The following is a 21,269-nucleotide window of genomic DNA, read 5'->3' as shown; positions in this document are numbered from 1 at the left end:
GCCTGTGCTAGCCTGTCGTCAAACGGGATATGAGACATGGATCTGCCTTTCAGGCACGAACTCGCGCTTATGCCGGACCTTCGCCACCGGTTGCGGCAGCTGCGCTGGTTTCGCGCCACGTTTCGCAGCAGCGCGAAGGTGGTGTCGGAAACCTTCGGCGTTCGTTTCGAGATCGATGAGGCCAAGCTGACGCGCGCCTTCCTCGACTGGATCGATGTCATGGAAGCGCAGAAACGATTCGCCGCGGTCGACCGCGCGGACTTCATCGTCTTTGCCGCCGGGCTGGTGCTGCGTGAGCTGATCCGCCAGTCGCCGGCGCGGGAGGTCTCAGGTCTCACCGAGATGACCGAGACGGAGGCCAATGCCGGAACGGCGGAAATCGTGCGCTTCTGGCCAGAGGGATTCCTCTATACCAATTACTGCGTGTCGGCGATCCTAGCCGTGCACGAGCAGGAGTTCGGTACGGCGCCCAGCATCGACAAATGCGCAGACGACCTGCGCACATGGTGGTCCTATCGCGAGAACGCGACGGAAATGCCCGCCTATGCCGTGGCCTTCCTCGACCGCTTCCTCGGCGCCGAGCCCAACTGGATCACGCCGGACCGGGCCCAGTCGCGCCAGGCCATGCAGCGCGCGCTCGGATCCTCGCCGGTCAGCGAGGCGCTGCGCCAGCTTTGAAGCGTTGGAGTCGCAGCCGCCTTACTATTGAACATCTGACTTTTTATCGATAGCGATGTGCGGGTTCGAACCGAGGCCGGGAGTGGCGCGTGGCGCAAGCTAGACTGATTATTTTCGATTGCGATGGCGTTCTCGTCGACAGCGAACCGCTGGCCGCCAAGGCCTATGAGCGCGTTTACGAGAAACACGGCATGCCCGGCGTCCATGGCGGCATCATCGCGCAATGCATCGGCTTGAAACAGGCGGACATCATCGTAAAGATCAAGGAACTGACCGGTCACCAATTCCCCCCGGCGGCCGACGGCGACATCTGGGCCGAGACCAAGCTGTTGTTTTCTGAAGAGCTGAAGCCAACGCCGGGAATCGTGCCCTTTATCAGCAGCCTCGCCGGCGATCGCTGCGTCGCCTCGGGCTCGTCAGTCGAACGTATCAACCACAGCCTGTCCGTAACCGGGCTTTCACGCTTCTTCGGCGAGGCGATCTTCTCTTCCTATATGGTGAAGAACGGCAAGCCGGCGCCCGACATCTTCCTCTACGCCGCCGAGAAGATGGGCGCGAAGCCGGCCGACTGCGTCGTGATCGAGGATTCGCCATTTGGCGTCCAGGGCGCAGTTGCGGCCGGCATGATCGCGATCGGCTATACGGGCGGCGGCCACACCTATCCCGAGCACGGCGCGCGGCTGAGAGCCGCCGGCGCAGACCTTGTTTGCGCCGACTGGCACGACGTCAGCCGGAAGTTGGCCAAGCTGGGCGTGCCGGCCTAAGCTAAGTCTTTGTCGGACACGATCTTCTCCGAAAACCGGTTCCGCTTTTTGCTGACTTTCGGTTCGGGGTCCAGCACTAGCGAAGACTTGGGAAGCGACGCCGGGTCCACTCAGCGGGCGGGACCAATCCCCCCACACGGAAGTTGAAGGACAGGACCCTCGTCGCATCGGCGTCGACCTCGCAGCGGAAGCTCAGATCGTACCATTGGGTTGTGGTGCTGAAGGCCGTCTGCGTTGGATTGAGAACATTGCCCTGCTTCAGCGGGATGGTCGGCAGCCATTTCGGCGCGTAGTCGGCGCTCTGCAATTCCTGGTTCAGGACGTTGGCGCAAAGATTGGCGACGCGCTGATCGCGCGGCACGTTTTCCATCGAGCTTGTGGCCAGCGCGTTGCCGGTCGCACCCGGCGAGTAAAGCTTTCTGACGCCCGGCAGGCCGGAATAGATCGGCGATCCCGCGACCTCTCTGTCGGCGGGGCTTGACCTTCTCGAGTTCGCGCTTGGCGCTCTCAAAGCTCTTGCGGATTTAAACTTCGTCGCCCTGGAAGGCTTAGGCCTGGCCTTTTCGGCCGGCGCAGGCTTGTCGCCGGCTTGGGCCGCCAACGGCTTTGGCGCTTCGGCAGCTTCCTTTTCTGCGTTTTGCGGAGCTGCCTCCTGCTTTTCCGGTTGCGGTTTATCGGTGCCCTCGTCCGCCTGCTTCTCCTCGCTTTGCGCGGGTTTTTCGTCCGGTGCGGCCGTTACCGGCTTCTCTTGAGCCTTGTTGGTGTCCGCCTGCTGTTCGGGTGCCGCAGGCGGAGTGGGCTGGCTTGGCGCGGGCTGCGATGCGACAGGGGGCTTGGCGGGTTCATCCTTGGCCGGCGACGGCGCGTTGGCTGGCGCGCTGCCGCCGTCGGGAGATTTCTGCGGGCCGGTATCCTTCTCGCCATATTGGAAAACGCGCTTGAGAACCGGGATGTCCCGCGGTTTCGGCGGCTCTGGAGGCGGCGGCTTTTGCACAGCCTGCTCAGGTGGCTTCTCGGCCTTCTTTTCAGGTGTCGGCTCCGGCGGCTTTGGAGCAGGCTTCGGCTTTGGCTGATCGGGCGGCGGCACGATCGCGACATTGACCGGCTGTTCCTGCTGATCCGGCAACTGGTCGGGTCTCGGAAAACCCAGGAACAAGAACGCTGCGATCAGGGCATGCAGAAACAGCGATGCGGCCAGGGCCCATCGCCAATTCCGAAACCATTCCCGCATCTTGCCGTTCATTGCGCCCGATGTGGAACGAAATGACGGCAGCTTCAAGCACCGGGCCGGGATTTGCGCGAGCTGCCGGCCTGACAAGTCGGTGATCGCAGGCCACGCGGCGTAAGAGCAGGCCGGGTCAAGGCCCTGCGGGGATTGGCTTACACCAGCATGCCCATCGGGTTTTCGATCATGCGCTTGAAGGCGCCGAGCAGTTCCGCGCCGAGCGCGCCGTCGACGGCACGATGGTCGGTCGACAGCGTCACCGACATCATGGTCGCTATTCTGATCTCGCCCTTCTTCACCACAGCGCGCTCCTCGCCCGCGCCGACCGCAAGGATCGTCGCATGCGGCGGGTTGATGACGGCGGCAAAGTCCTTGATGCCGAACATGCCGAGATTCGACACCGCCGTCGTGCCGCCCTGATATTCTTCCGGCTTCAGCTTGCGGCTCCTGGCGCGGCTGGCAAGGTCCTTCATCTCGTTGGAGATCACCGACAGCGTCTTTTCATCCGCATGCCGGATGATGGGCGTGATCAGGCCGCCGGGGATCGACACGGCAACGCCGACATCGGCATGCTTGTGCTTGACCATGGCGTTCTCGGTCCAGGACGCATTGGCATCCGGCACCGCCATCAGCGCCATGGCCATCGCCTTGATGACCATGTCGTTGACAGAGAGCTTGTAGGCCGGAACCTCGCCCTTGTCGGTCTTGCGCATCGGGGCCGCGGCATTGAGCTGCGTGCGCAGCGCAAGCAGCGCATCGAGCTCGCAGTCCAGCGTCAGATAGAAATGCGGGATCGTGCTCTTCGCCTCGACCAGCCGGCGCGCGATGGTCTTGCGCATGTTGTCGTGCGGCACAAGCTCGTAGGAGCCTTCGGTAAACAGCTTCAGCACCTGATCGTCCGACATCGGCTTCGGCGCGGGCGCCGGAGCCGATGGGACTTCTACCGGAATCCCGGCGGGCGGCTGGACAGGGGTGGCCGCGCCTTTCGCGGCGACTGCGGCTTCAACGTCGGCGCGCACGACGCGGCCGCGCGGACCGCTGCCTTGTATTTCGGCTATCGTAAGACCGGCTTCACGAGCCAAGCGGCGTGCCAGCGGCGTCGCGCGCTCGCCCTGCGATTCGTTGATCTCCCCCCTCGTGGGGGAGATGGCCGGCAGGCCAGAGGGGGACGCGACGGAATGAGAGACTGGCGAGACAGCGCCCCCCTCCGTCGGCTGCGCCGACATTCCCCCCTGCTTGGCCTCATAAAGCTCGTCGTCGGCATAAATCCAGGCGACGGGCTCGCCGACCGGAATGTCGACGCGCTCCTTGCCGGTGATGTTGCGCAGCGTGCCGCTGGCCGGCGCGTCGATCTCCATCGCCGCCTTGTCGGTCTCGATCTCGAAGAGCACGTCCCCCTTCTTGACGCGAGCGCCCTCCTCGGCGAACCAGCGCGAGATCTGTCCGGTCGCCATGTCCATGTCGACCTTGGGAAGAATGACTTCGGTCGGCATCGCTCAGCGAACCCCTTTCACCAGGTCGCGCGCGGCGGCGATGATGTCGGGAACCTGCGGCACCGTCGCCTTTTCCAGGTCCGGATTATAGGGGATGGGCGTTTCGGCGCCGCCGAGGCGCACGATCGGCGCATCGAGGTAGTCGAAGGCCTCGCTTTCGGCGACCAGCGCGCTCACTTCCGCGCCGATCCCGAGCGTCTTCACCGCCTCGTAGACGCAGAGCAGGCGCGAGGTTTTCTTCACGCTGTCGATCACGGTCTGCCTGTCGATCGGACGGATCGTGCGCAGATCGACCACTTCGATCTCGATACCTTCGCCTTCGAGCGCGGCCGCGGCGTCGAGCGCCTTCTGCACCATGATCGATGTCGCGACGATGGTGAGGTCGCGGCCCTCGCGGCGGATCTCGGCCTTGCCGATCGGAACGGTGTAGTGGCCTTCCGGCACATGCCCCTTCATCTTGTAGAGCAGCTTGTGCTCGAAGATCATGACCGGGTCCGGATCGGCGATTGCCGCCAACAGCATGCCCTTGGCATCGTGCGGCGTCGCCGGCTGGATGACCTTGAGGCCGGGCACATGGCCGAGCCAGGCCTCCAAGCTTTGGCTGTGCTGCGCGGCGGCACCCGTGCCGGAGCCAGCCGGGAAACGCATCACCACCGGCACCGAGACCTCGCCGCCGAGCATGAAGCGCATCTTGGCCGCCTGGTTGACGATCTGCTCCATGCCGAGCGTGGCGAAATCCGAGAACTGGAATTCGAAGATCGGCCGCATGCCGGTTACGGCCGCGCCCACCGCGACGCCGGCCCCGCCCAGTTCGGAAATCGGCGTGTCGATCACCCGGTCGGTGCCGTAGCGCTCGACCAGATCGCCCGTCACCTGGAACGCGCCGCCATAGACGCCGATATCCTCGCCCATCAGGAAGACGCGCTCGTCCATGTCCATGGCGATCGCCATGGCTTCCTGGATCGCCTGGGCGTAGCTCAGTTCACGCACCGCGGCGTCCATCAGGCTTGCTCCGTGTAAACATAGTTCTGAAGGGTGGCGATCTCCGGCGCCGGGCTCGCCTTGGCGAACTCGATGCCGTCGGCGATCTCCTTGGCGACCGCGTCGCGGATCGCCTGGATGCCCTGGTCGTCGATGAAGCCGAAATCGCGCAGCTCCGTCTCGAAGAGCGTGATCGGATCGCGGTTCGCCATCCAATCCTCGATCTCTTCCTTGGTGCGGTAGCGGTTGCGGTCGCTCTTGGAATGGCCGCGGTGGCGGTAGGTCTTGGATTCGATCAGCGTCGGCCCCTCGCCCGCACGCGCCCGCTCGACCGCCTTGAAGGACGCCTCGGCGACCTCGGAGAAGATGTTGCCGTTGACGATGACGCCCGGCATCGAATAGGCGGCCGCCCGCTCGGCGATGTTCTTCACCGCGGTCGAGCGCGCCGTCGAGGTCGACATGCCGTAGCCGTTGTTCTCGCACACGAAGATCACCGGCAGCTTCCAGATCGCCGCCATGTTCAGCGCCTCGTGGAAGGCGCCCTCGTTGTTGGCGCCGTCGCCGAAGAAGGAGACCACGACCTTGCCGGTCTTCATCATCTTGGACGAAAGCGCGGCGCCCACCGCGATCGGAATGCCGCCGGCAACGATGCCGTTGGCGCCGAGATTGCCCTTGGCGACATCGGCGATGTGCATGGAGCCGCCCCTGCCCTTGCAGTAGCCGGTGGTCTTGCCGAAGAACTCGGCGAACATGCGGCTGACCTCCGCGCCCTTGGCGATGCAATGGCCATGGCCGCGATGCGTCGAGGTGATCTGGTCATCCTCGGCGAGCGGCATGCAGATGCCCATGGCGCTGGCCTCCTGGCCGATCGACAGGTGCATGGTGCCGTGGATGAGGCCGCGCATGTAGCACTCTTCCGCCCCCTCTTCGAAGCGGCGGATGAGGTACATCTTGTGAAGAACCTGTCTCAGTTGCTCTGGACTGTACTGGCGATAGACGAAAGGCAGGTTGGCCCGGCTATCCGCGACGGCTTTGCTGGCTCCAGCCATGATCACGCCTCCACAGCGCCGTAGACGAGCTTGTCCTGGCGGGCGCGCAGCTCGGCGATCTTCGAACCCGGCGCGGGCGCCGCGTTGGCGTAGGTGATGAGCTCGCCTTTCTTGATGGGCGCCGTGACGGAGCCGCCCTGCAGCAGGCCGCAAGGGATCGCGCGTGCCGCATGGGCTTCCGGCGCCGTCATGATCCAGGCGCGGTAGCAATATTCGCCGATGGCATCGAGCTTGTCGCCCGGCTTCAAATCCTTCTTGGCGACCGCGCAGACCTCGGCCACGGGCTTGGCCAGCGGCACCATGTCGGCCTTGCCGTAAAGCACGACGCGGGCGCAGGTCAGCGGCACTTCCAGGGAGGTCAGGTGATAGGGGCGATGGAAGGTGAAATACGGACCCTTGCCCATCTTCAGGTCTTCCATGCGCTCCGAAATGCGCGGATGCGACATGTCAGCCACGACGAAGACGCCGGGCGCCACGCCCTTGCCGATCGAGTAGTCGACGACGCCGACTTTCGACAGCACGCCGCCGTCCTTCTCGGGCACCAGCACCTTCGACAATTCGCCGAGCGTGGCCGCGGGGCCATGCATGCCGGGCTTGTCGGGAACCAGCCCGGTCGCGTTGGCGATCGCCGCCATCTCGACCATGGTCTTCGAACCGTCGACAAATTCGACCAGCATGCGCACATTCATATGCCGGCGCTTTGCCTCCTCCTCATAGTCGGGAGGCGTGGCGTCGATGTTGAGTGGGTTGTTCTTCCCCTTGCCGGCGGCGACGATCGGGTGACCCATGGCAGAGACGAACTCGATCAGTTCCATGCAGGAAGACGGCTCGTCGCCGGCGCCCAGCGAATAGGTCACACCGAGGCGGTCGGCTTCGCTCTTCAAATAGGCGCCGATGGTGACGTCCGCCTCGACATTCATCATCACCAGATGCTTGCCGTGCTCCATGGCGCGCAGGCCGATCTCTGCGCCGACGGCCGGAACGCCGGTTGCGTCGATGACCACGTCGATGAGGTCATTGCCGATGATCAGGCTGGAATCGTTGGTGACGGCGATCTTGCCGGCCTCCATGGCAGCGGTCATGGCCGACGCGTTCGACGCTTCCCGCGCGTGTCCGGTTTCCTGGAAAGCGATATCGACGGCCTTGCTGGCTGCGGGGAGATTCAATTCTGAGATGGCACCGATCTCGATGCCGGACATATGGGCGACGCGGGTAACGATGTCGGTGCCCATTTCGCCGGAGCCGATCAGGCCGATGCGGATAGGCTTGCCGGACTTGGCTCGCTCCTCAAGATCGCGGGCAAGGCCCGTCAACGAAATATTGGACGCCATACCGTGTATTCCTCCCATATCGCATGCTGTTCGGTTGCTTGACCGGTATTGAACATATGTATTTCTGTCAAGACTAATGTCCAGAATTTGCCCGCTCGTCGACGCTTTTCGGGTTGGTCGGGGCGCAATGGCGAAACGCTCGGAGCGCGAGCGCCTCGTGCCAAGCCAAATGGAAGCGAGCGCTGGCCGCCGGCTCCGGTCAAAGCAGCGCGGCAGCCCTTTGCGGGCCGCGAAAAGATATCTAGGCGGGAATTGTTACTGGCAAACGTCGACCCACACGGCGCCGACCAGGTCGGCCATGCGCTGCGGCGCGATGCGCACCGCGGCATTGGTGGCGCCGGCAGCGGGAACGACTTCGTCGAAAGGCCTGAGCGACAAGTCGCAATAGATCGGCAGCGGCGCCGGCAGGCCGAACGGGCAGACGCCGCCCGGCGGATGGCTGGTGACGGCCAGCACCTCCTCCGCGCCGAGCATGCGCGGCTTGCCGCCTATCCTGTCCTTGAATTTGCGATTGTCGAGCCGGGCGACGCCGCTGGTCACGACCAGCATGGTCTCGTCTCCGACGCGCAGGCAGATGGTCTTGGCGATCTGCGCCGGCGTCACGCCATGCGCCTCCGCCGCCAGCGCGACAGTGGCCGAGCTTGCCTCAGTGACGATGACCTCCACGTCCGGCGCGTGCTCGGCAAAGAAGGCGCGAACCGATTCCAAGCTCATGTGAATTCCTCGTCAGGATATCTTTGTCTTTACGCAACTCCGGATGGAAAACCCGCTCACACTTTTCCCGGAATTGCTCGAACAGCAGCGGCGAATCGCATGACGCGGCCGATTTTGGCAAGAGCCAGCGCCTGCGCCTTGCAGGCGCTAAAAAGCCCACCGGGCGAAATCCCGGTGGGCTCTTCGATGGACGCTTTTCGCGCCTCTATTGCTGGGTAGGCCGATTCTCTTCGGCCGGCATTTTGATCAATTCCTCTTCCGGCATCTGCAGCGCCGAAGCGATGCGCCGGAGCTTGGCGGGGTCGGCGTCCTTGCCGTCCTCGATGTCGACGATCTCGCCCACGGCCAGGCCGCAGGTCAAAGAGAGTTCCTCGATCGTATATCCCCTCGTTTCGCGAGCGGCTTTCAACGGGTTGAGGCCGGACGCGGCAATGATGTTGTTGGAAACAGCGTTTCGTGCGGTGTTGGGCATGGCAACTCCTTGGGATGAAACAGGGTCGGATGAAATGGTGTTGCCTGAGACGGGCGGGAGCATGCTCGTTAACACAGGATTTGCCAAGAGCACCGGTGCGGCGTCACGCCATCGTGAAGCGGCGTTTTTGGCCGTGCCTCAGACACCAGCAATGTAAGGTCGCGCGGCGCTCAATCAAGTTCTTTTGAAGGCTCGATACCAGATTTTCGACGTCCCGATCATTAGCTTGCCCTCACCGGCGGCCGACAGACGGCGCCGGAAGTTTGCCGGAAGGATCAGACGCCATGAATTTGAAATCGTTCGCAATTGTGCTCGGCACAATCTCAAGCGTCATCGGCGCAACGCAAGCTTGGGCGGCGGATGCCGTACGTGTTCGAGGCACTGTCGTCAGCATTGCCGGATCGGCGCTGGCGGTAAAGGACCGCGACGGCAAGACCGATGCGATCACGCTTGCCGACGGCTGGAAGATTTCGGGTGTCGCCAAAGCATCGGCAGCCGACATCAAGCAGGGTGATTTTCTCGGCATCGCCTCGGTATCCAAAGGCGATGGCGGCAGCGGCGCGCTGGAGGTCGTGATCTTTCCGGCCGCCCTGAAGGGCACCGGAGAAGGCGACCGCGACTGGGATTTGCAACCCAACAGCCGCATGACCAACGGCACCGTTGCCGACGTCACCGAGATCGAAGGCCGCACGGTGACGCTCACCTATGACAACGGCCAGAAGAAACGGATCGCGATCCCGCAGACCACACCGATCGTGACATTCGCCACCGCCACTCCGGCGGATCTCAAGCCTGGCGTCGCGGTGTTCGTCAATGCCGAGCGCGGCGGCGACGGCAAACTCATCGCCAACCGCGTCGTGGTCGGGAATCACGGCGTCGCGCCGCCTATGTGAGGCCAAGCGTCCACGCCCTCGGATTTCCAGAAATCGCGAGGTCTTCGCACCTCAGGGCGCGCGGCTAGTACGCTTCACCGTTCGTGGAAACGGCGAAACGCGCTATCTCTTTGTTTTTACGCAATTCCGGACGGAAAACCGCTCACACTTTCCTTGAATTGCTCCGGAGGACTTCTCAGAAACAATCCAGAAACAAAAATCTACATTTGGGAAAAATTGTCGAAAAAAACCAGGAGGATAGTTCCTTTCGCGAGGCTTGGGTCACGGATTTGATCCCGAACGCCCGCTTAACAAGGAAACGAGTCATGAAGAAGTCCCTTCTCTCAGCGCTCGGGCTGGCTCTGGCCCTGGCGTTCACCATGCCGATCCTGGGCGCGACAAGCGCTGATGCGGCTCCCATGAAGAAGCATCACCATCATCGTCATCACCGCAGACATCACCACCGTCATCATCACCATCATCACCACCACCATCATCATCACCACAAGAAGATGGCTCCGAAGAAGGCCTGACCTTCCCTTCCGCCGATGGGAAGGCAGGCCTTCGCCGCTGGAGCGTACCGGCCTTCCCATCGGATTTTCCGCTTAAACATCCGGTGATGTCGAACCGCACGCCGGAACTTAGGCAATGGCCTGCGCTGATCTGCGGCCAGATGCCGCCTGATGCTGGCGGTCGCCCGTCTCGTCCTGAAGCTTCGCCATCCGCCTTTCGTTGCCGGCTTCGCCCTGAAGCGCGGCTCTGCCAAACCCACCACCCCGCTATCGTCGACCGCAATCCGCGGCTCGTGATGCCGACCGACAAGTTGGCGAAGCCGCTTCCATGCCGAGGCGCCGCGCCGGATGCGTGCCGCGTTTCGCCAACGAAGGTCGCACCCAGACCGTCCAGTCCACTGAAATCGCCGGCCAAACGAAAAAAATCGCACAGCATATGAACCTTTCCGTTGGAGGCAGCACTAAGCGGTCATGGGCGCCGCTAAAGGCGCTCCTCAACCCAGCGGGGCGCCAGGACGGCGATCCCGACAACCAATGGAAGGAAATGCTCAAATGACCAACCTCAAGCGTATCACCCTCGCCGCCGCTCTCGTCGTGTCGGCTTTCGGCTCGGTCTCGGCTCCGGCTTTCGCGGGCACGCATCCGACCGGCGACGGCGGCGCGGTCTGTAAGGGCCACGGCTCTTGCGTGGTGCTGCAGCTCGATTGCAAGGGTACCTATACCGACGCCACCGACAAGAACGGCACCGTCTACGGCAAGTGCAGCCAGGTCATGAAGGTCGACCCGAAGACCCGGCTCAAGCTGGCGAACTGATCGTCTGCAGGCAAGTGGCATGGAAATGGCGGCCGTCGAGGACGGCCGCCATTTCTGTTCAGATATCGTCGATTGATCAGCGCCGGCTGATGAGAAGGCCGGCAAGCAGTCCAACCACGACCAGGCCGACGGCGGCGGCCGTCGCCGGATGATCGCGCGCCGTACGCTCGATGGCCCTGCCCCTGCGCCTTATTGCGGGCAGCGCCTCGTGGAGGCGGTCGGCAAGTTGCGAATAGTAGTCGGACGCCGCCTCGCGACCATCCTCGTAATAGGCGTCACCGCGCCTGGCCAAAACTCTCTTGAGATCGTGCAACTGCCGCGAAAGCGCCGCGACCTGCTTGTCGATATCAATGTCGGAGAGGGTCGAAAACGATGCCATGCTTGTTGTCCTTCTCTTCGAGAAGGCCTAACGCGCGGACGCCGAGCCAGTTCCGGCGGGCTGACCGCGCGGCATCAAGCGGCTTGACGACCGTTTCAACGGACCTGGTCGAGCAAGCGCTTGCATTCCAGCAAGTCGAACAGGGCCTCCTGCAGCAAGGCGCGATTGTCACGCGACAATTTCGAAGAGTCGGGTTGAACCGGACCTTCGTCGTCGCTCTTGCCGAGACCGAAGAAACGGCGGCTGGGCTTGACCTTCGGCTGGCCGACCAGCGCGTCCTCGTCGCCGCGCGGCTGGGCGGCTGCTGTCAGCGGCACCTGCTCGGCCTGCCGGCGCTGGGCGATCGCCTCGACGGCGGCCATGTCGCCATTGCCGATAGCGACCAGAAAATGGTTGCCGTTCTCGCGCAACAGCTTCTGCACGCCTTTGATCGTATAGCCCTGATCGTAGAGCATATGCCTGATGCCCTTGATGAGCTCTACGTCCTGCGGCCGGTAATAGCGCCGGCCGCCGCCACGCTTCATCGGCTTGATCTGGGTGAAGCGCGTCTCCCAGAAACGCAGCACGTGCTGCGGCAGATCGAGGTCTTCCGCCACTTCGCTGATGGTGCGGAAAGCATCGGGACTCTTGTCCATGGGCCAATCCTCCACACTGGACCACAATCCGGCGCATGATGCCGAATCGCGCCTTATTTCAGCGATTTATGAAACGATATTCAAGCCCAGCGTCAAAACGGCCGGGGGTTTTCAACCGCATTCGCCAGCGAATTACTTGCCGCCCTTGCCCTTGCTGTTCTGGTGCGAACGCAGGATCCGGTTCTTGAGCACGTTCGAGGATTTGAACGTCATCACCCGGCGCGGCAGGATCGGCACTTCCTCGCCCGTTTTGGGGTTGCGACCGATGCGCTCGTTCTTGGAGCGGACGTGGAAGGTGGCGAAGGAAGACAGCTTCACCGTCTCGCCGCGAACGATGGCCTCGCAGATCTCGTCCAGGACGGCCTCGACGAGTTCCGCCGATTCAGTTCGCGACAAGCCGACCTTCCGATAAACGGCTTCAGCTAGGTCGGCACGCGTAAGTGTCTTTCCCCCCATGCGACCGTCCCATCTGCTCGCAAACACGTAAATCGATACAGGTAAAGGCAGAGCCTAAGTAATTGATCCGGCAAGGTCAAGAACCGAACCAGCGAGTTCGGCACTTACCAGCGGAGCAATACCGCGCCCCAGGTGAAACCTCCACCCATCGCCTCGAGAAGCACAAGGTCGCCCTTCTTGATGCGGCCGTCGGCGACGGCCACCGAAAGAGCGAGCGGCACCGAGGCGGCCGAGGTATTACCGTGTAGATCGACGGTGACCACCACTTTCTCTTCGGCAATCCCGAGCTTCTTGGCGGAAGCGTCAATGATCCGTTTATTGGCCTGATGCGGCACGAACCAGTCGAGATCCTGCGCCGTTATGCCGGCCTGGCCGAAGGTCGCCTCGATGACGTCGGTGATCATGCCGACGGCATGCTTGAAAACCTCGCGGCCCTCCATCCTCAGATGTCCGACGGTTCCCGTGGTCGAGGGGCCGCCGTCGACGAAGAGCTTGTCCTTGTGCACGCCGTCCGAGCGCAGGCTCGCCGCCAAAACGCCGCGATCGGTGATCGCGCCGGCGCCCTCTTCCGCTTCGAGAACCAGCGCGCCGGCGCCGTCGCCGAACAAAACGCAGGTCGAACGATCGCTCCAGTCGAGGATGCGCGAGAATGTTTCCGAACCGACCACCAGCACGCGTTTGGCGAGGCCGCCGCGGATGTAGAGGTCAGCAGTCGCAACCGCATAGACGAAGCCCGAGCAGACGGCCTGCATGTCGAAGGCGAAGCCGTGATGCATGCCGAGACGGTTCTGGATTTCGACAGCCGTCGCCGGAAACGTGTTGTTGGGCGTCGAGGTCGCCAGGATGATGAGGTCGATATCGGCGGGCGTCATGCCGGCGCTGTCGAGCGCGGCGCGCGCCGCCGCCTCTCCGAGCGAGGCCGTCGTCTCGTCGTCGGCCGCGACGTGGCGCTGGCGAATGCCGGTGCGCTGGACGATCCATTCGTCGGATGTCTCGACCATGCCTTCGAAGTCGGCATTCTTCATGATGCGGCGGGGCAGCGCGGCACCGTTGCCGCGCACGACTGATCTGATCAAGGTTCGTTCCTATTCCTCGGCGTCGGCGGCGACACCGGATTTCCTGTTTGCCTGCGCGGTCGGGTTGCGCGCATGGAACAGATCGAGGTCGGCCTCGATCCGGTCAAGCAGATTGTTGCGCACCATGTCGTAGCCGAGCTCGATGGCCGCCGCGAAGCCATCCGAATCGGCGCCGCCATGGCTCTTCACCACGATACCGTTCAACCCCAGGAAGACGCCGCCATTGGAGCGACCGACGTCCATCTTCTCGCGCAGCCTGTCGAAGGCACCCTTGGCGAAGACATAGCCGATCTTGGCCATGAGCGTGCGGCTCATGGCGGCGCGCAGATAGCCGGCGATCTGCCTTGCCGTGCCTTCTGCCGTCTTGAGCGCGATGTTGCCGGCAAAGCCCTCGGTGACCACCACGTCGACCGTGCCCTTGCCGATATCGTCGCCCTCGACGAAGCCGCGATAATTCATGGAGGCCATGTTGGCCTCGCGCAGCATGCGGCCGGCTTCCTTGACCTCTTCCTGGCCTTTGATCTCCTCGACACCGACATTGAGCAGGCCGACGCTAGGGCGCTCGATGCCGAACACCGAGCGCGCCATGCCGGTGCCCAGAATGGCGAAATCGATAAGCTGATGCGCATCGGCGCCGATGGTGGCGCCGACGTCAAGCACCACACTTTCGCCGCGCGTCGTGGGCCAAAGCGCCGCGATCGCCGGGCGGTCGATGGTGGCCATGGTGCGGAGGCAGAATTTCGACATCGCCATCAGCGCGCCCGTGTTGCCGGCCGAGATACAGGCCTGCGCGCTGCCGTTCTTGACCGCCTCGACGGCTTTCCACATCGACGACTTCCAGCGGCCGTGGCGCAGGGCCTGGCTCGGCTTGTCGTCCATGCGCACGGCGACCTCGCAATGGACAAACTCGCTCACCTCGCCGAGTTTCGGGAACTTGGCGAGTTCGGGACGCACCACGTCCTCGCGGCCGTAGATGACGAAGCGGATGTCAGGGCGGCGGATGGCGACGGTCATCAGCGCCGGGATGACCACGCTCGGTCCGTGATCGCCGCCCATGGCATCGATGGAAATCCTAATCACGTGATGTTTTTCTCACGGTTTGCCTGGCTTGCGGCGGACGCCTGCCGAGGTAAGGGGGCTCGCGAAGGTCCGGCGAAAATAGCGGTTTTGCGCCTGCGCACAACCAACTTTTCCAAAATCCGGACCACTCTCAGGATTTTCCAAGCAGCGAACGCAGCTTTTTCTGGAATTCGCTTTCTTCCGGCTGATCGTCGCCGGCGACGGCGAGCGAGGCCCCCGGCTTGCGCGGATAAGGGTCGATCGCCAAGCCGAAAAACTGTTCGGCCAGCGCGCCGACATCGATCGTGTCGCCGGAAAATGTCTCCGGACTGTCCGGTCCGTCGGCGTCGAGGATGATCTCGCCGCCGCCCTCAAACCCCTCCCGCCCAAGTTTCGACTGCTCGGGCAGAAACAGCGCCTCGACCGGCTCGTCGATATGCGCGGCGACCCGATCCAGGGTAACGATGCACGCTTGCGTGATATCGGCCTCCACGCGACCCGTGACCTTGACGCCGTTGCGCTTCCAGGAGGCCACAAGCAGCTCGGCGCGATAGTGTTCGACCGAAAGCAGGTCATATTCGGCGGCAAGGGCGGCGCGCTGACGCTCATCGGCCTCGACCAGGACAGGCAGGCCCTTTTGCGGCAGCCGCGCGACATTGGCGACAAAGGATACGGGGCTGCGCAATTCGACGTCTTTCATCACCACCTCCTTCACGCGGCCCCGGCGACCGGGAACGCGGCTGCGCCGGCGACGATCGATTCGGTCGGCTGCGCGGCAAGCGTCCGCGAGGCCCCGCGGACATAGTCCGCCAGCAGCGGCGCCTGCGGCCAGGAACCGGCGTCCGGCCTGACGTTGCGGGCGAGTGCGGCCGCAAGCGCTACCCGATCATCCGCTTTGAGCGCGTCGTCATAAGCGGCGGTGCGGCCGTAAAACATCTTTGCCAGCTTCTTCATGCGCTTGGGCACGCCGACATCACTGATCCCGAGCTCGCGCAGCGAATGCTCGACATCGAGGAAGAACTCGTCGATCAGCACTTGCGCGACCTCGGCGGCCACGCCCTGCTCGCCACGCAGCCGGTGCTGGACGAGGTACATGTGCAGCGACAGCATCTCGAAGCGGCCGAGCGGCGTATCCGGCACATTCCAGTCCGAATAAAACACCGTTTGCCGCGCCGCCGCCACGATTTGTGCGTAGAGCGCGTCGGTGATAGCGCGGTTGGCGTTGCGTTCGCGGCCAAAAAGGCGCTGGAACATTGAGGGCGGTCTCCCGGGGACCTTTTGTTTGATTTGGCCTTGTTGCATCGGCATCGAAGCTGGTTTACCGGTTTTGCGGCCCAGCGCAAGTTGCGGGGATGTTATGGAGAATTGTTGTTGGGTGCGCTGAAATTCAAGTCGTTCTTTGCGCCCGCCCCGGTGGGCGTGGCTTCGCTGCTGGTCGTGGTATCAGCGCTTTCCGCCTGCAATTCGTCCAAGATGTTCGGCGATCTCCATCCAAGCGAGACGCTGACGAAGGGCTACGTCATCGATCAGCAGGCGATCGATTCGGTGCCGGTCGGGTCGAGCCGGGAACAGGTGCTTCTGGCGCTGGGAACGCCGTCGACGACGGCGACCTTCGACAACGAGGCCTTCTACTACATCTCGCAAACGCGCAAGCGCTACGTCGCCTTCGACAATCCCCGCATCATCGACCAGCATGTGCTGGCGGTCTATTTCGGCGCTGACGGCCGCGTCACCCAGATCGCGAATTACGGCCTCAAGGACGGCAAGATTTTCGACTTCATCTCGAGGACGACGCCGACCGGCGGCAAGGACCAGAACTTCCTCAGCCAGATCATCAGCGGCGCGAGCAAGCTGGCGCCCGGTATCCCCGGCGGCGGCAGCGGCGGTACGCCTTAAGTTTATCGACGGCCCGCAGAACAACCAAAACCCGCCGCGTAGCCGGCGGGTTTTGTTCAGGCAGGGCCGAGACGCATACTTGCTTATATTCCGGCGTCCCCCTATCAATTCGCTGGGGATTGGGGACTGGTGATGAGCAACAGCGATCGTACTGTGCCGCAAGGTTGGATGGCGACAGGCACGCCTGACCGGCAGACCGTGACACCTGACTGGCTTGTCGTCGATGCGCCGACAATCGACGGCGTCGCGCTCAAGGAAATCCGACCGGTCGCGACTTCGACCGGCTACCTCACCGAGGTCTTTCGCGAGGAATGGGATCTCGACGGACTCGCCGTCGGACAGGTGTTTCAGCGCACGCTTTATCCTGGCGCGGTGACGGGATGGCATGCCCATGGCGTCACAACCGACCGGCTTTTTTGCTCGGTGGGCAGCGTTCGAATCTCGCTGTTCGACGGTCGCAAGGCCTCGCCGACATTCGGCACGGTTTGGCACAAGATTGTCGGAGCGGTCAGGCCTGCCATCGTCGTCATTCCGCCCGGCGTCTGGCACGGTGTCGTCTCGCTCGGACCGGAGACTGCTTTGGTGCTGAACCTCGTCGACAAAGCCTACGCCTATGATGCGCCCGATCACTGGCGCCTGCCGCCGGACACGGAACAGATACCCTACAAGCTGGTGTAGCGTGGAACAGGCCGGTCAAGGCGCGGCAGTCGGACCGATCGAACCGCTGGTCTCGGTCGTGATAGCGACGCACAATCGTCCGGCGGTGCTGCATCAGACCCTTAAGAGCCTCGTTGGCCAGACCCTGCGGGACTGGGAAGCCATGGTCATTGGTGACGCGTGCCGGCCGGACACCGCGACAACGGTCGCCGCTTTCGGCGATGCCCGCATCTCCTATATCGATCTTCCCGTGAACTTCGGCGAACAGTCGGGGCCTAACAATATCGGCTTTGCCAGAGCACGCGGCCGTTTCGTTGCTATCTTGAACCATGACGACCTATGGTTTCCCGATCATCTGGCGTCCATGACCGGCTGGATCGACGCCACCGGCGCCGATGTGGTGATCGCCCGGGGTGCGGTCATCGAGTCGGCCGCGAGCAACGGTTCCAGGCATATGATCCTCGGGACGGGGCGGCACGGCTTCTATGACCCGGTCACCACCGTCGGCTTCGGCTCCGCGCAAATGGTCCGGCGAACGTCGCTGTCAAGGCTTGGGCCATGGCGCCCGGCCAGCCAGTGCGTCTGCGAGAGTTCTCAGGACTGGCTGTTCCGTGCATGGCGCAAGGGTGCGGTGATTGCGACAATGCCGCATCTGACCGTGCTCATGCTGCATTCGGGCAAACGCCAAGGCAGCTATGCGCGTGATACGGCGCAGGAGCAGGAAGAACTGATGGATGCGATGAGTTCGCCAGACGTGTTGCGCGTCAGGATTCTTGGCGATGCCGAGGAACCGGCTCCCCTCAGGCGCTTCCGCTACCTCAAACGCAGGCTGCTGGCTGCCCTCGGCATACATCCGCGAGCGCGTTCCTTCCGCCGCCAATTTCGCCACGGCGCGTTCATTGCCATGCTGCGCCAGACTCGCGGCTTGCCGCCAATGCCCGAACGGGAACCAGGCCTGGATGAGCTACTGGCTCGTTATCGCTGCGGCGACGAAAGGCCGAAAGGCGACTGAACCGCCAAGAGCAAGCACACCTCAGTCGCTCTCAAGAGCGGTCCAGCACCTTGCGGACTTTGTCGGCGAGTTCGTCAATCGTGTAGGGTTTGCTGAGCAGCTCCGTCCCAAAGTCCAACGTTCCATTGTGGACAATTGCGTTGCGGGTATAGCCCGTCGTGTAGAGTACTTTGAGAGTTGGCTGAATGAGCTTCACCCTATCGACCAGTTCGCGGCCGGACATCTCCGGCATCACCACATCGGTGAAGAGCAGCGATGGAACTTTGCCGGCGTTGATGGCGTCCAATGCTTCACGAGGTCCACGCATTTCCAGCACTGAATAGCCGAGTTCCCGAAGTGCCTCGGCCGCCATAGACCGCACACGATCCTCATCTTCGACCACCATGACAACCTCCGTAGCATCGCCTTGAGCCGCATCATCGGTTGCAATCGGGTCATCCTTGGCTTCACCGCCTTCGGAGCGGGGCAAGTAGATTTTCAGCGTCGTGCCAATGCCTGGTTCAGAGTAGATTTTGACGGCGCCGCCCGACTGCCGGACGAAACCATAGACTTGACTCAAGCCTAGACCGGTTCCCTTACCCACCGGCTTGGTGGTGAAGAACGGATCGAATGCCCTGCTCATCACATCGGGTGTCATGCCGAGCCCAGTGTCAGTGACCGCCAGGAGCACGTACTGCCCAGCTGCGATGCCGTTTGCGCTGGCATACCTGTCATCGACGTGGGCGTTGGACGTCTCGATGGTCAGCTTGCCACCGCCGGGCATAGCGTCACGCGCGTTCACGCATAGGTTCAGCAATGTGCTTTCAAGCTGACTGGCATCCGCCTCTATCTGCCAAAGGCCTGCGGCAAGAACCGTTTCGATCTGGATTGTTTCGCCGAGAGTTCGTCGCAACAACTCTCCCATCCCCGCAACCAGGCGGTTCGGGTTCATGCGCTTCGGCGCCAAGGGCTGCTGACGTGAAAAGGCCAACAGGCGCTTGGTCAATTCTGCGGCCCGTTGCGCGCCATCAATAGCTCCTTCGACGAAGCTGTTAACGTTCGTGTCGCCATTCCTAAGCTTGCGCTGCACGAGATTCAGGCCGCCAATGATGACGGCAAGCATGTTGTTGAAGTCGTGCGCTATTCCACCGGTGAGCTGTCCCACAGCCTCCATCTTCTGTGCTTGTCGCAGATGTTCCTCCGCTTTGCTGCGCTCGGCGACCGCTTCGACCACACGCTGCTCAAGGGTTGCGTTCAGGGACTGTAACGCCCCAAACAACCGCGAATTGTCGATTGCAGTGGCAGCATGTCCGGCGAGACCCAGCAGTGCGGCTTCATGTTCGGCGCCGAAGGCGCCGGTCTCGGAATGGCCGAAGAACAACCCTCCCAAAACCTCGCCCGATCGCGAGACAACGGGGACCGCCAAGTAAGACCTTACGGGTAGATGGCCTTCCGGCATTCCCTTGCGGGGCGCATTCTTGCCGTAGCGTGGGTCCTGCAGAATATCGTCCGAGCGCACCACACCGGTGCCGCGGAACGTCGGTTCGAAGACCGCGGTGTTGCGGGGCATCGGGAAATTCTCAAACGCAGATCGCGGTGCCCCAGAAAGGGTGTACAGCATATAGCTGTCGCCCTTCTCGTCCACGACGTTATAAAGAACGCGCCGAATTGGGCTCCGGTGAGTTCTACGCCGGTGTCGGTCACCGTCTGAACGATGCGGCCGACGTCGAGTTCTGCAGCCACGGCAGCAGCGGTCGCATTTATAATTTGGAGATGGCGTTCGACGCGCTTGCGGGCAGTGATGTCGACGACAATCCCTATGAAGCGAACGGCGCGTCCTTCCTCGAAGATGGCATCGCCTGTAGCGGCAATCCATCGTTCCTTCCCGTCTAGCAACCCAATCGTGCGGTATTCAATCTCGTAGCGAGATGATCCTCCTGGTTCGATTGCCTGGCGCACAGCTTCATCCGCGCGACGGCGATCCTCGGGGTGCAGACCTGCAAGGAATGCTCCTTCATACGTAACCTCAGCTTCCGGCGGCAGTCCGAAGAGCGCCTTGCATTTGTCGTCCCACCGAAGCACGCCGGTGACAGGATCATAATCCCAGGTGCCGATAGCGGCTGCGTCGGTCGCCAGACGCAGTCGTTCTTCGCTGGCTCTGGCTGCTTCTTCTGAGCGCACACGCTCCACATGTGCCCAGGAACGCTCAGTGACCTCCGCGAGCAGGGCCAGTTCGCGCTGAGACCAAATGCGAGGCTGCCTATCGTGAATGGCCATTAAGGCAGTCAGTCGGCCTTGCTTGACGAGGGGCATGCATATCGTCGCTGTTATCCCAATATCCTGGAAGGTCTTCGCTGCCTCAGGCTCTATCTCGATAAGGTTGTTGTTGATGATGAGCGGCCGGTTGCTCCTCAGATTGTCGACTGCCTGCCGCCCGAAGTCCGCGAGGCTGTAATAGCCGACGATACTGGGCGAACCCGGCGCGCTCCAATCGCCGCGGATGGTGAAGTGATCCTCATCGGATTCCATATCTGCGTAGGCACAAATCGAAACCCTGAGATGTTCACCGAGCAGCTGGGTGGTAATTGCCATCACGGCGTCAGCGTCCCTTGCGACGGCGCTTTCCCGACTAAGTCTATCCAGAAACCCCAGCCGTTCAGCGCTTTCGCGCAGAGATCTTTCGGCCCTAAGGCGCTCAATCGCGGTGCGTGTGCGGTCCGCGACATCGGAGACGAGGGCGACGTCTTCAGTGCTCCATCGTCTCGGAGTTGCGTTGTTCAGATAAAACAACGCAACCACGGCTCCGTGTTCGGTGACAGGCAAATTGATTATCGATATTGCGCTGATGGCTTTGAGAGCCTCCGCCCTGTCTCGGGTCCGAGGATCAGTTTCAGCATCTTCGAAGATGACCGTTTCGCCGCGCTTGAGATCCTCGATATAGCTCCCGTAGTCTCGGAAGCGGAGCGTACCCGCAAGACTCTTGACTCCCGGCGCGTTCCAGTCGCGCTCGATCGAAATTGTCTCGCGCTGGATATCGATTGTCCCGTAGCCGGCCCGGCTAACGTTGAAGTATCGCCCTAACAGCTCAGCCGCAGCATAGGCGAGCTCGCTGGGATCGTTGACCTCGCGAATCCTGTCGCCGAGTGCGGCGAGCAATTCGAAACGCTGGACTGCTGGTCCATTAGCGCTGGCGTCGGTTTCCCGCAATTGTCCCCC

Annotated in this window: 23 protein-coding genes and 1 pseudogene; 9 read left to right on the top strand and 15 right to left on the bottom strand. The window is 62.6% G+C overall.

What is annotated here, in order from left to right:
• The first annotated feature begins 36 nt into the window (after positions 1 to 36).
• Complete coding sequence (locus MJ8_RS15825; RefSeq protein ID WP_201415226.1) at positions 37 to 678, top strand: hypothetical protein; 642 nt, start codon at positions 37 to 39, stop codon at positions 676 to 678.
• Positions 679 to 767: 89 nt separating this feature from the next.
• Positions 768 to 1,442 carry an HAD family hydrolase gene (locus tag MJ8_RS15820; protein WP_201415225.1) on the top strand — a complete coding sequence of 225 codons (675 nt, stop codon included), beginning with the start codon at positions 768 to 770 and terminating at the stop codon, positions 1,440 to 1,442.
• Between the two features lie 76 nt (positions 1,443 to 1,518).
• Here MJ8_RS15820 and MJ8_RS15815 read toward each other — a convergent pair whose 3' ends face one another.
• From MJ8_RS15815 to MJ8_RS15785, 7 genes are all read right to left on the bottom strand, one after another.
• The gene (locus MJ8_RS15815) at positions 1,519 to 2,685 is read right to left on the bottom strand and encodes a DUF930 domain-containing protein (RefSeq protein ID WP_201415224.1); all 1,167 of its coding nucleotides are present in this window, start codon (positions 2,683 to 2,685) and stop codon (positions 1,519 to 1,521) included.
• Between the two features lie 137 nt (positions 2,686 to 2,822).
• The gene (locus tag MJ8_RS15810) at positions 2,823 to 4,160 is read right to left on the bottom strand and encodes a pyruvate dehydrogenase complex dihydrolipoamide acetyltransferase (RefSeq protein ID WP_201415223.1); all 1,338 of its coding nucleotides are present in this window, start codon (positions 4,158 to 4,160) and stop codon (positions 2,823 to 2,825) included.
• 3 nt (positions 4,161 to 4,163) lie between these two features.
• Positions 4,164 to 5,162 (bottom strand): alpha-ketoacid dehydrogenase subunit beta, encoded by a 999-nt coding sequence (locus tag MJ8_RS15805; protein ID WP_201415222.1) that lies wholly within the window; start codon positions 5,160 to 5,162, stop codon positions 4,164 to 4,166.
• On the bottom strand, positions 5,162 to 6,190 hold the full coding sequence (locus MJ8_RS15800; RefSeq protein WP_201415221.1) for a thiamine pyrophosphate-dependent dehydrogenase E1 component subunit alpha: 1,029 nt from the start codon (positions 6,188 to 6,190) through the stop codon (positions 5,162 to 5,164). Before MJ8_RS15800 ends, MJ8_RS15805 begins: the two co-directional genes overlap by 1 nt.
• Before the next feature lie 2 nt (positions 6,191 to 6,192).
• Positions 6,193 to 7,521, bottom strand: coding sequence for an NAD(P)H-dependent oxidoreductase (locus MJ8_RS15795; protein WP_201415220.1), 1,329 nt, complete (start codon positions 7,519 to 7,521; stop codon positions 6,193 to 6,195).
• Between the two features lie 255 nt (positions 7,522 to 7,776).
• Positions 7,777 to 8,235, bottom strand: a complete 459-nt coding sequence (locus MJ8_RS15790; RefSeq protein WP_201415219.1) for a YbaK/EbsC family protein — start codon at positions 8,233 to 8,235, stop codon at positions 7,777 to 7,779.
• 205 nt (positions 8,236 to 8,440) lie between these two features.
• The gene (locus tag MJ8_RS15785) at positions 8,441 to 8,707 is read right to left on the bottom strand and encodes a helix-turn-helix domain-containing protein (RefSeq protein ID WP_040983227.1); all 267 of its coding nucleotides are present in this window, start codon (positions 8,705 to 8,707) and stop codon (positions 8,441 to 8,443) included.
• 284 nt (positions 8,708 to 8,991) lie between these two features.
• Here MJ8_RS15785 and MJ8_RS15780 point away from each other — a divergent pair, with 284 nt between their 5' ends.
• The 4 genes from MJ8_RS15780 (at position 8,992) to MJ8_RS15765 (ending at position 10,904) form a co-directional block, all read left to right on the top strand.
• On the top strand, positions 8,992 to 9,600 hold the full coding sequence (locus MJ8_RS15780) for a hypothetical protein (protein ID WP_201415218.1): 609 nt from the start codon (positions 8,992 to 8,994) through the stop codon (positions 9,598 to 9,600).
• A gap of 305 nt (positions 9,601 to 9,905) precedes the next feature.
• Positions 9,906 to 10,112: a hypothetical protein gene (locus MJ8_RS15775; protein ID WP_201415217.1), complete on the top strand. Its 207-nt coding sequence runs from the start codon at positions 9,906 to 9,908 to the stop codon at positions 10,110 to 10,112.
• A gap of 307 nt (positions 10,113 to 10,419) precedes the next feature.
• Entirely contained in the window at positions 10,420 to 10,647 is a 228-nt protein-coding gene (locus tag MJ8_RS15770) for a hypothetical protein (RefSeq protein ID WP_201415216.1), read from the top strand.
• On the top strand, positions 10,644 to 10,904 hold the full coding sequence (locus MJ8_RS15765) for a hypothetical protein (protein WP_201415215.1): 261 nt from the start codon (positions 10,644 to 10,646) through the stop codon (positions 10,902 to 10,904). Before MJ8_RS15770 ends, MJ8_RS15765 begins: the two co-directional genes overlap by 4 nt.
• A 76-nt stretch (positions 10,905 to 10,980) precedes the next feature.
• Here MJ8_RS15765 and MJ8_RS15760 read toward each other — a convergent pair whose 3' ends face one another.
• From MJ8_RS15760 to MJ8_RS15730, 7 genes are all read right to left on the bottom strand, one after another.
• Complete coding sequence (locus MJ8_RS15760; protein WP_201415214.1) at positions 10,981 to 11,283, bottom strand: glycine zipper domain-containing protein; 303 nt, start codon at positions 11,281 to 11,283, stop codon at positions 10,981 to 10,983.
• A gap of 95 nt (positions 11,284 to 11,378) precedes the next feature.
• Complete coding sequence (locus MJ8_RS15755; protein WP_040983239.1) at positions 11,379 to 11,918, bottom strand: MerR family transcriptional regulator; 540 nt, start codon at positions 11,916 to 11,918, stop codon at positions 11,379 to 11,381.
• 132 nt (positions 11,919 to 12,050) lie between these two features.
• On the bottom strand, positions 12,051 to 12,374 hold the full coding sequence (locus MJ8_RS15750) for an integration host factor subunit alpha (RefSeq protein ID WP_040983242.1): 324 nt from the start codon (positions 12,372 to 12,374) through the stop codon (positions 12,051 to 12,053).
• Between the two features lie 104 nt (positions 12,375 to 12,478).
• The gene (locus tag MJ8_RS15745) at positions 12,479 to 13,450 is read right to left on the bottom strand and encodes a beta-ketoacyl-ACP synthase III (RefSeq protein WP_201415213.1); all 972 of its coding nucleotides are present in this window, start codon (positions 13,448 to 13,450) and stop codon (positions 12,479 to 12,481) included.
• Between the two features lie 9 nt (positions 13,451 to 13,459).
• Positions 13,460 to 14,530: a phosphate acyltransferase PlsX gene (gene plsX / locus MJ8_RS15740; RefSeq protein WP_201415212.1), complete on the bottom strand. Its 1,071-nt coding sequence runs from the start codon at positions 14,528 to 14,530 to the stop codon at positions 13,460 to 13,462.
• Positions 14,531 to 14,660: 130 nt separating this feature from the next.
• Positions 14,661 to 15,209: a YceD family protein gene (locus tag MJ8_RS15735; RefSeq protein WP_201415211.1), complete on the bottom strand. Its 549-nt coding sequence runs from the start codon at positions 15,207 to 15,209 to the stop codon at positions 14,661 to 14,663.
• Positions 15,210 to 15,220: 11 nt separating this feature from the next.
• On the bottom strand, positions 15,221 to 15,763 hold the full coding sequence (locus tag MJ8_RS15730; protein ID WP_201415210.1) for a ubiquinol-cytochrome C chaperone family protein: 543 nt from the start codon (positions 15,761 to 15,763) through the stop codon (positions 15,221 to 15,223).
• Positions 15,764 to 15,880: 117 nt separating this feature from the next.
• Between MJ8_RS15730 and MJ8_RS15725 the strand changes: the two genes are divergently transcribed.
• From MJ8_RS15725 to MJ8_RS15715, 3 genes are all read left to right on the top strand, one after another.
• Complete coding sequence (locus tag MJ8_RS15725; protein ID WP_140809213.1) at positions 15,881 to 16,405, top strand: outer membrane protein assembly factor BamE; 525 nt, start codon at positions 15,881 to 15,883, stop codon at positions 16,403 to 16,405.
• 132 nt (positions 16,406 to 16,537) lie between these two features.
• The gene (locus MJ8_RS15720) at positions 16,538 to 17,083 is read left to right on the top strand and encodes a dTDP-4-dehydrorhamnose 3,5-epimerase family protein (RefSeq protein ID WP_225248280.1); all 546 of its coding nucleotides are present in this window, start codon (positions 16,538 to 16,540) and stop codon (positions 17,081 to 17,083) included.
• A 1-nt stretch (position 17,084) separates the two neighbouring features.
• Positions 17,085 to 18,074, top strand: coding sequence for a glycosyltransferase family 2 protein (locus MJ8_RS15715; protein ID WP_201415209.1), 990 nt, complete (start codon positions 17,085 to 17,087; stop codon positions 18,072 to 18,074).
• Between the two features lie 31 nt (positions 18,075 to 18,105).
• Here the strand turns inward: MJ8_RS15715 and MJ8_RS15710 are convergent.
• Positions 18,106 to 21,260: pseudogene (locus tag MJ8_RS15710) on the bottom strand (GAF domain-containing protein).
• Positions 21,261 to 21,269 lie beyond the last annotated feature (9 nt).

Origin of the sequence: Mesorhizobium sp. J8, from assembly GCF_016591715.1 — a bacterium.
GTDB lineage: Bacteria > Pseudomonadota > Alphaproteobacteria > Rhizobiales > Rhizobiaceae > Mesorhizobium.
This window is presented reverse-complemented; position numbering and strand designations above follow the sequence as displayed.

Excerpts from the sequence above, each read along its gene's own strand:
- MJ8_RS15825 (WP_201415226.1), top strand. The coding sequence starts at position 37 with ATGGATCTGCCTTTCAGGCACGAACTCGCGCTTATGCCGGACCTTCGC.
- MJ8_RS15815 (WP_201415224.1), bottom strand. The coding sequence starts at position 2,685 with ATGAACGGCAAGATGCGGGAATGGTTTCGGAATTGGCGATGGGCCCTG.
- MJ8_RS15810 (WP_201415223.1), bottom strand. The coding sequence starts at position 4,160 with ATGCCGACCGAAGTCATTCTTCCCAAGGTCGACATGGACATGGCGACC.
- MJ8_RS15805 (WP_201415222.1), bottom strand. The coding sequence starts at position 5,162 with ATGGACGCCGCGGTGCGTGAACTGAGCTACGCCCAGGCGATCCAGGAA.
- MJ8_RS15800 (WP_201415221.1), bottom strand. The coding sequence starts at position 6,190 with ATGGCTGGAGCCAGCAAAGCCGTCGCGGATAGCCGGGCCAACCTGCCT.
- MJ8_RS15795 (WP_201415220.1), bottom strand. The coding sequence starts at position 7,521 with ATGGCGTCCAATATTTCGTTGACGGGCCTTGCCCGCGATCTTGAGGAG.
- MJ8_RS15790 (WP_201415219.1), bottom strand. The coding sequence starts at position 8,235 with ATGAGCTTGGAATCGGTTCGCGCCTTCTTTGCCGAGCACGCGCCGGAC.
- MJ8_RS15785 (WP_040983227.1), bottom strand. The coding sequence starts at position 8,707 with ATGCCCAACACCGCACGAAACGCTGTTTCCAACAACATCATTGCCGCG.
- MJ8_RS15780 (WP_201415218.1), top strand. The coding sequence starts at position 8,992 with ATGAATTTGAAATCGTTCGCAATTGTGCTCGGCACAATCTCAAGCGTC.
- MJ8_RS15775 (WP_201415217.1), top strand. The coding sequence starts at position 9,906 with ATGAAGAAGTCCCTTCTCTCAGCGCTCGGGCTGGCTCTGGCCCTGGCG.
- MJ8_RS15770 (WP_201415216.1), top strand. The coding sequence starts at position 10,420 with ATGCCGAGGCGCCGCGCCGGATGCGTGCCGCGTTTCGCCAACGAAGGT.
- MJ8_RS15765 (WP_201415215.1), top strand. The coding sequence starts at position 10,644 with ATGACCAACCTCAAGCGTATCACCCTCGCCGCCGCTCTCGTCGTGTCG.
- MJ8_RS15760 (WP_201415214.1), bottom strand. The coding sequence starts at position 11,283 with ATGGCATCGTTTTCGACCCTCTCCGACATTGATATCGACAAGCAGGTC.
- MJ8_RS15755 (WP_040983239.1), bottom strand. The coding sequence starts at position 11,918 with ATGGACAAGAGTCCCGATGCTTTCCGCACCATCAGCGAAGTGGCGGAA.
- MJ8_RS15750 (WP_040983242.1), bottom strand. The coding sequence starts at position 12,374 with ATGGGGGGAAAGACACTTACGCGTGCCGACCTAGCTGAAGCCGTTTAT.
- MJ8_RS15735 (WP_201415211.1), bottom strand. The coding sequence starts at position 15,209 with ATGAAAGACGTCGAATTGCGCAGCCCCGTATCCTTTGTCGCCAATGTC.
- MJ8_RS15730 (WP_201415210.1), bottom strand. The coding sequence starts at position 15,763 with ATGTTCCAGCGCCTTTTTGGCCGCGAACGCAACGCCAACCGCGCTATC.
- MJ8_RS15720 (WP_225248280.1), top strand. The coding sequence starts at position 16,538 with ATGAGCAACAGCGATCGTACTGTGCCGCAAGGTTGGATGGCGACAGGC.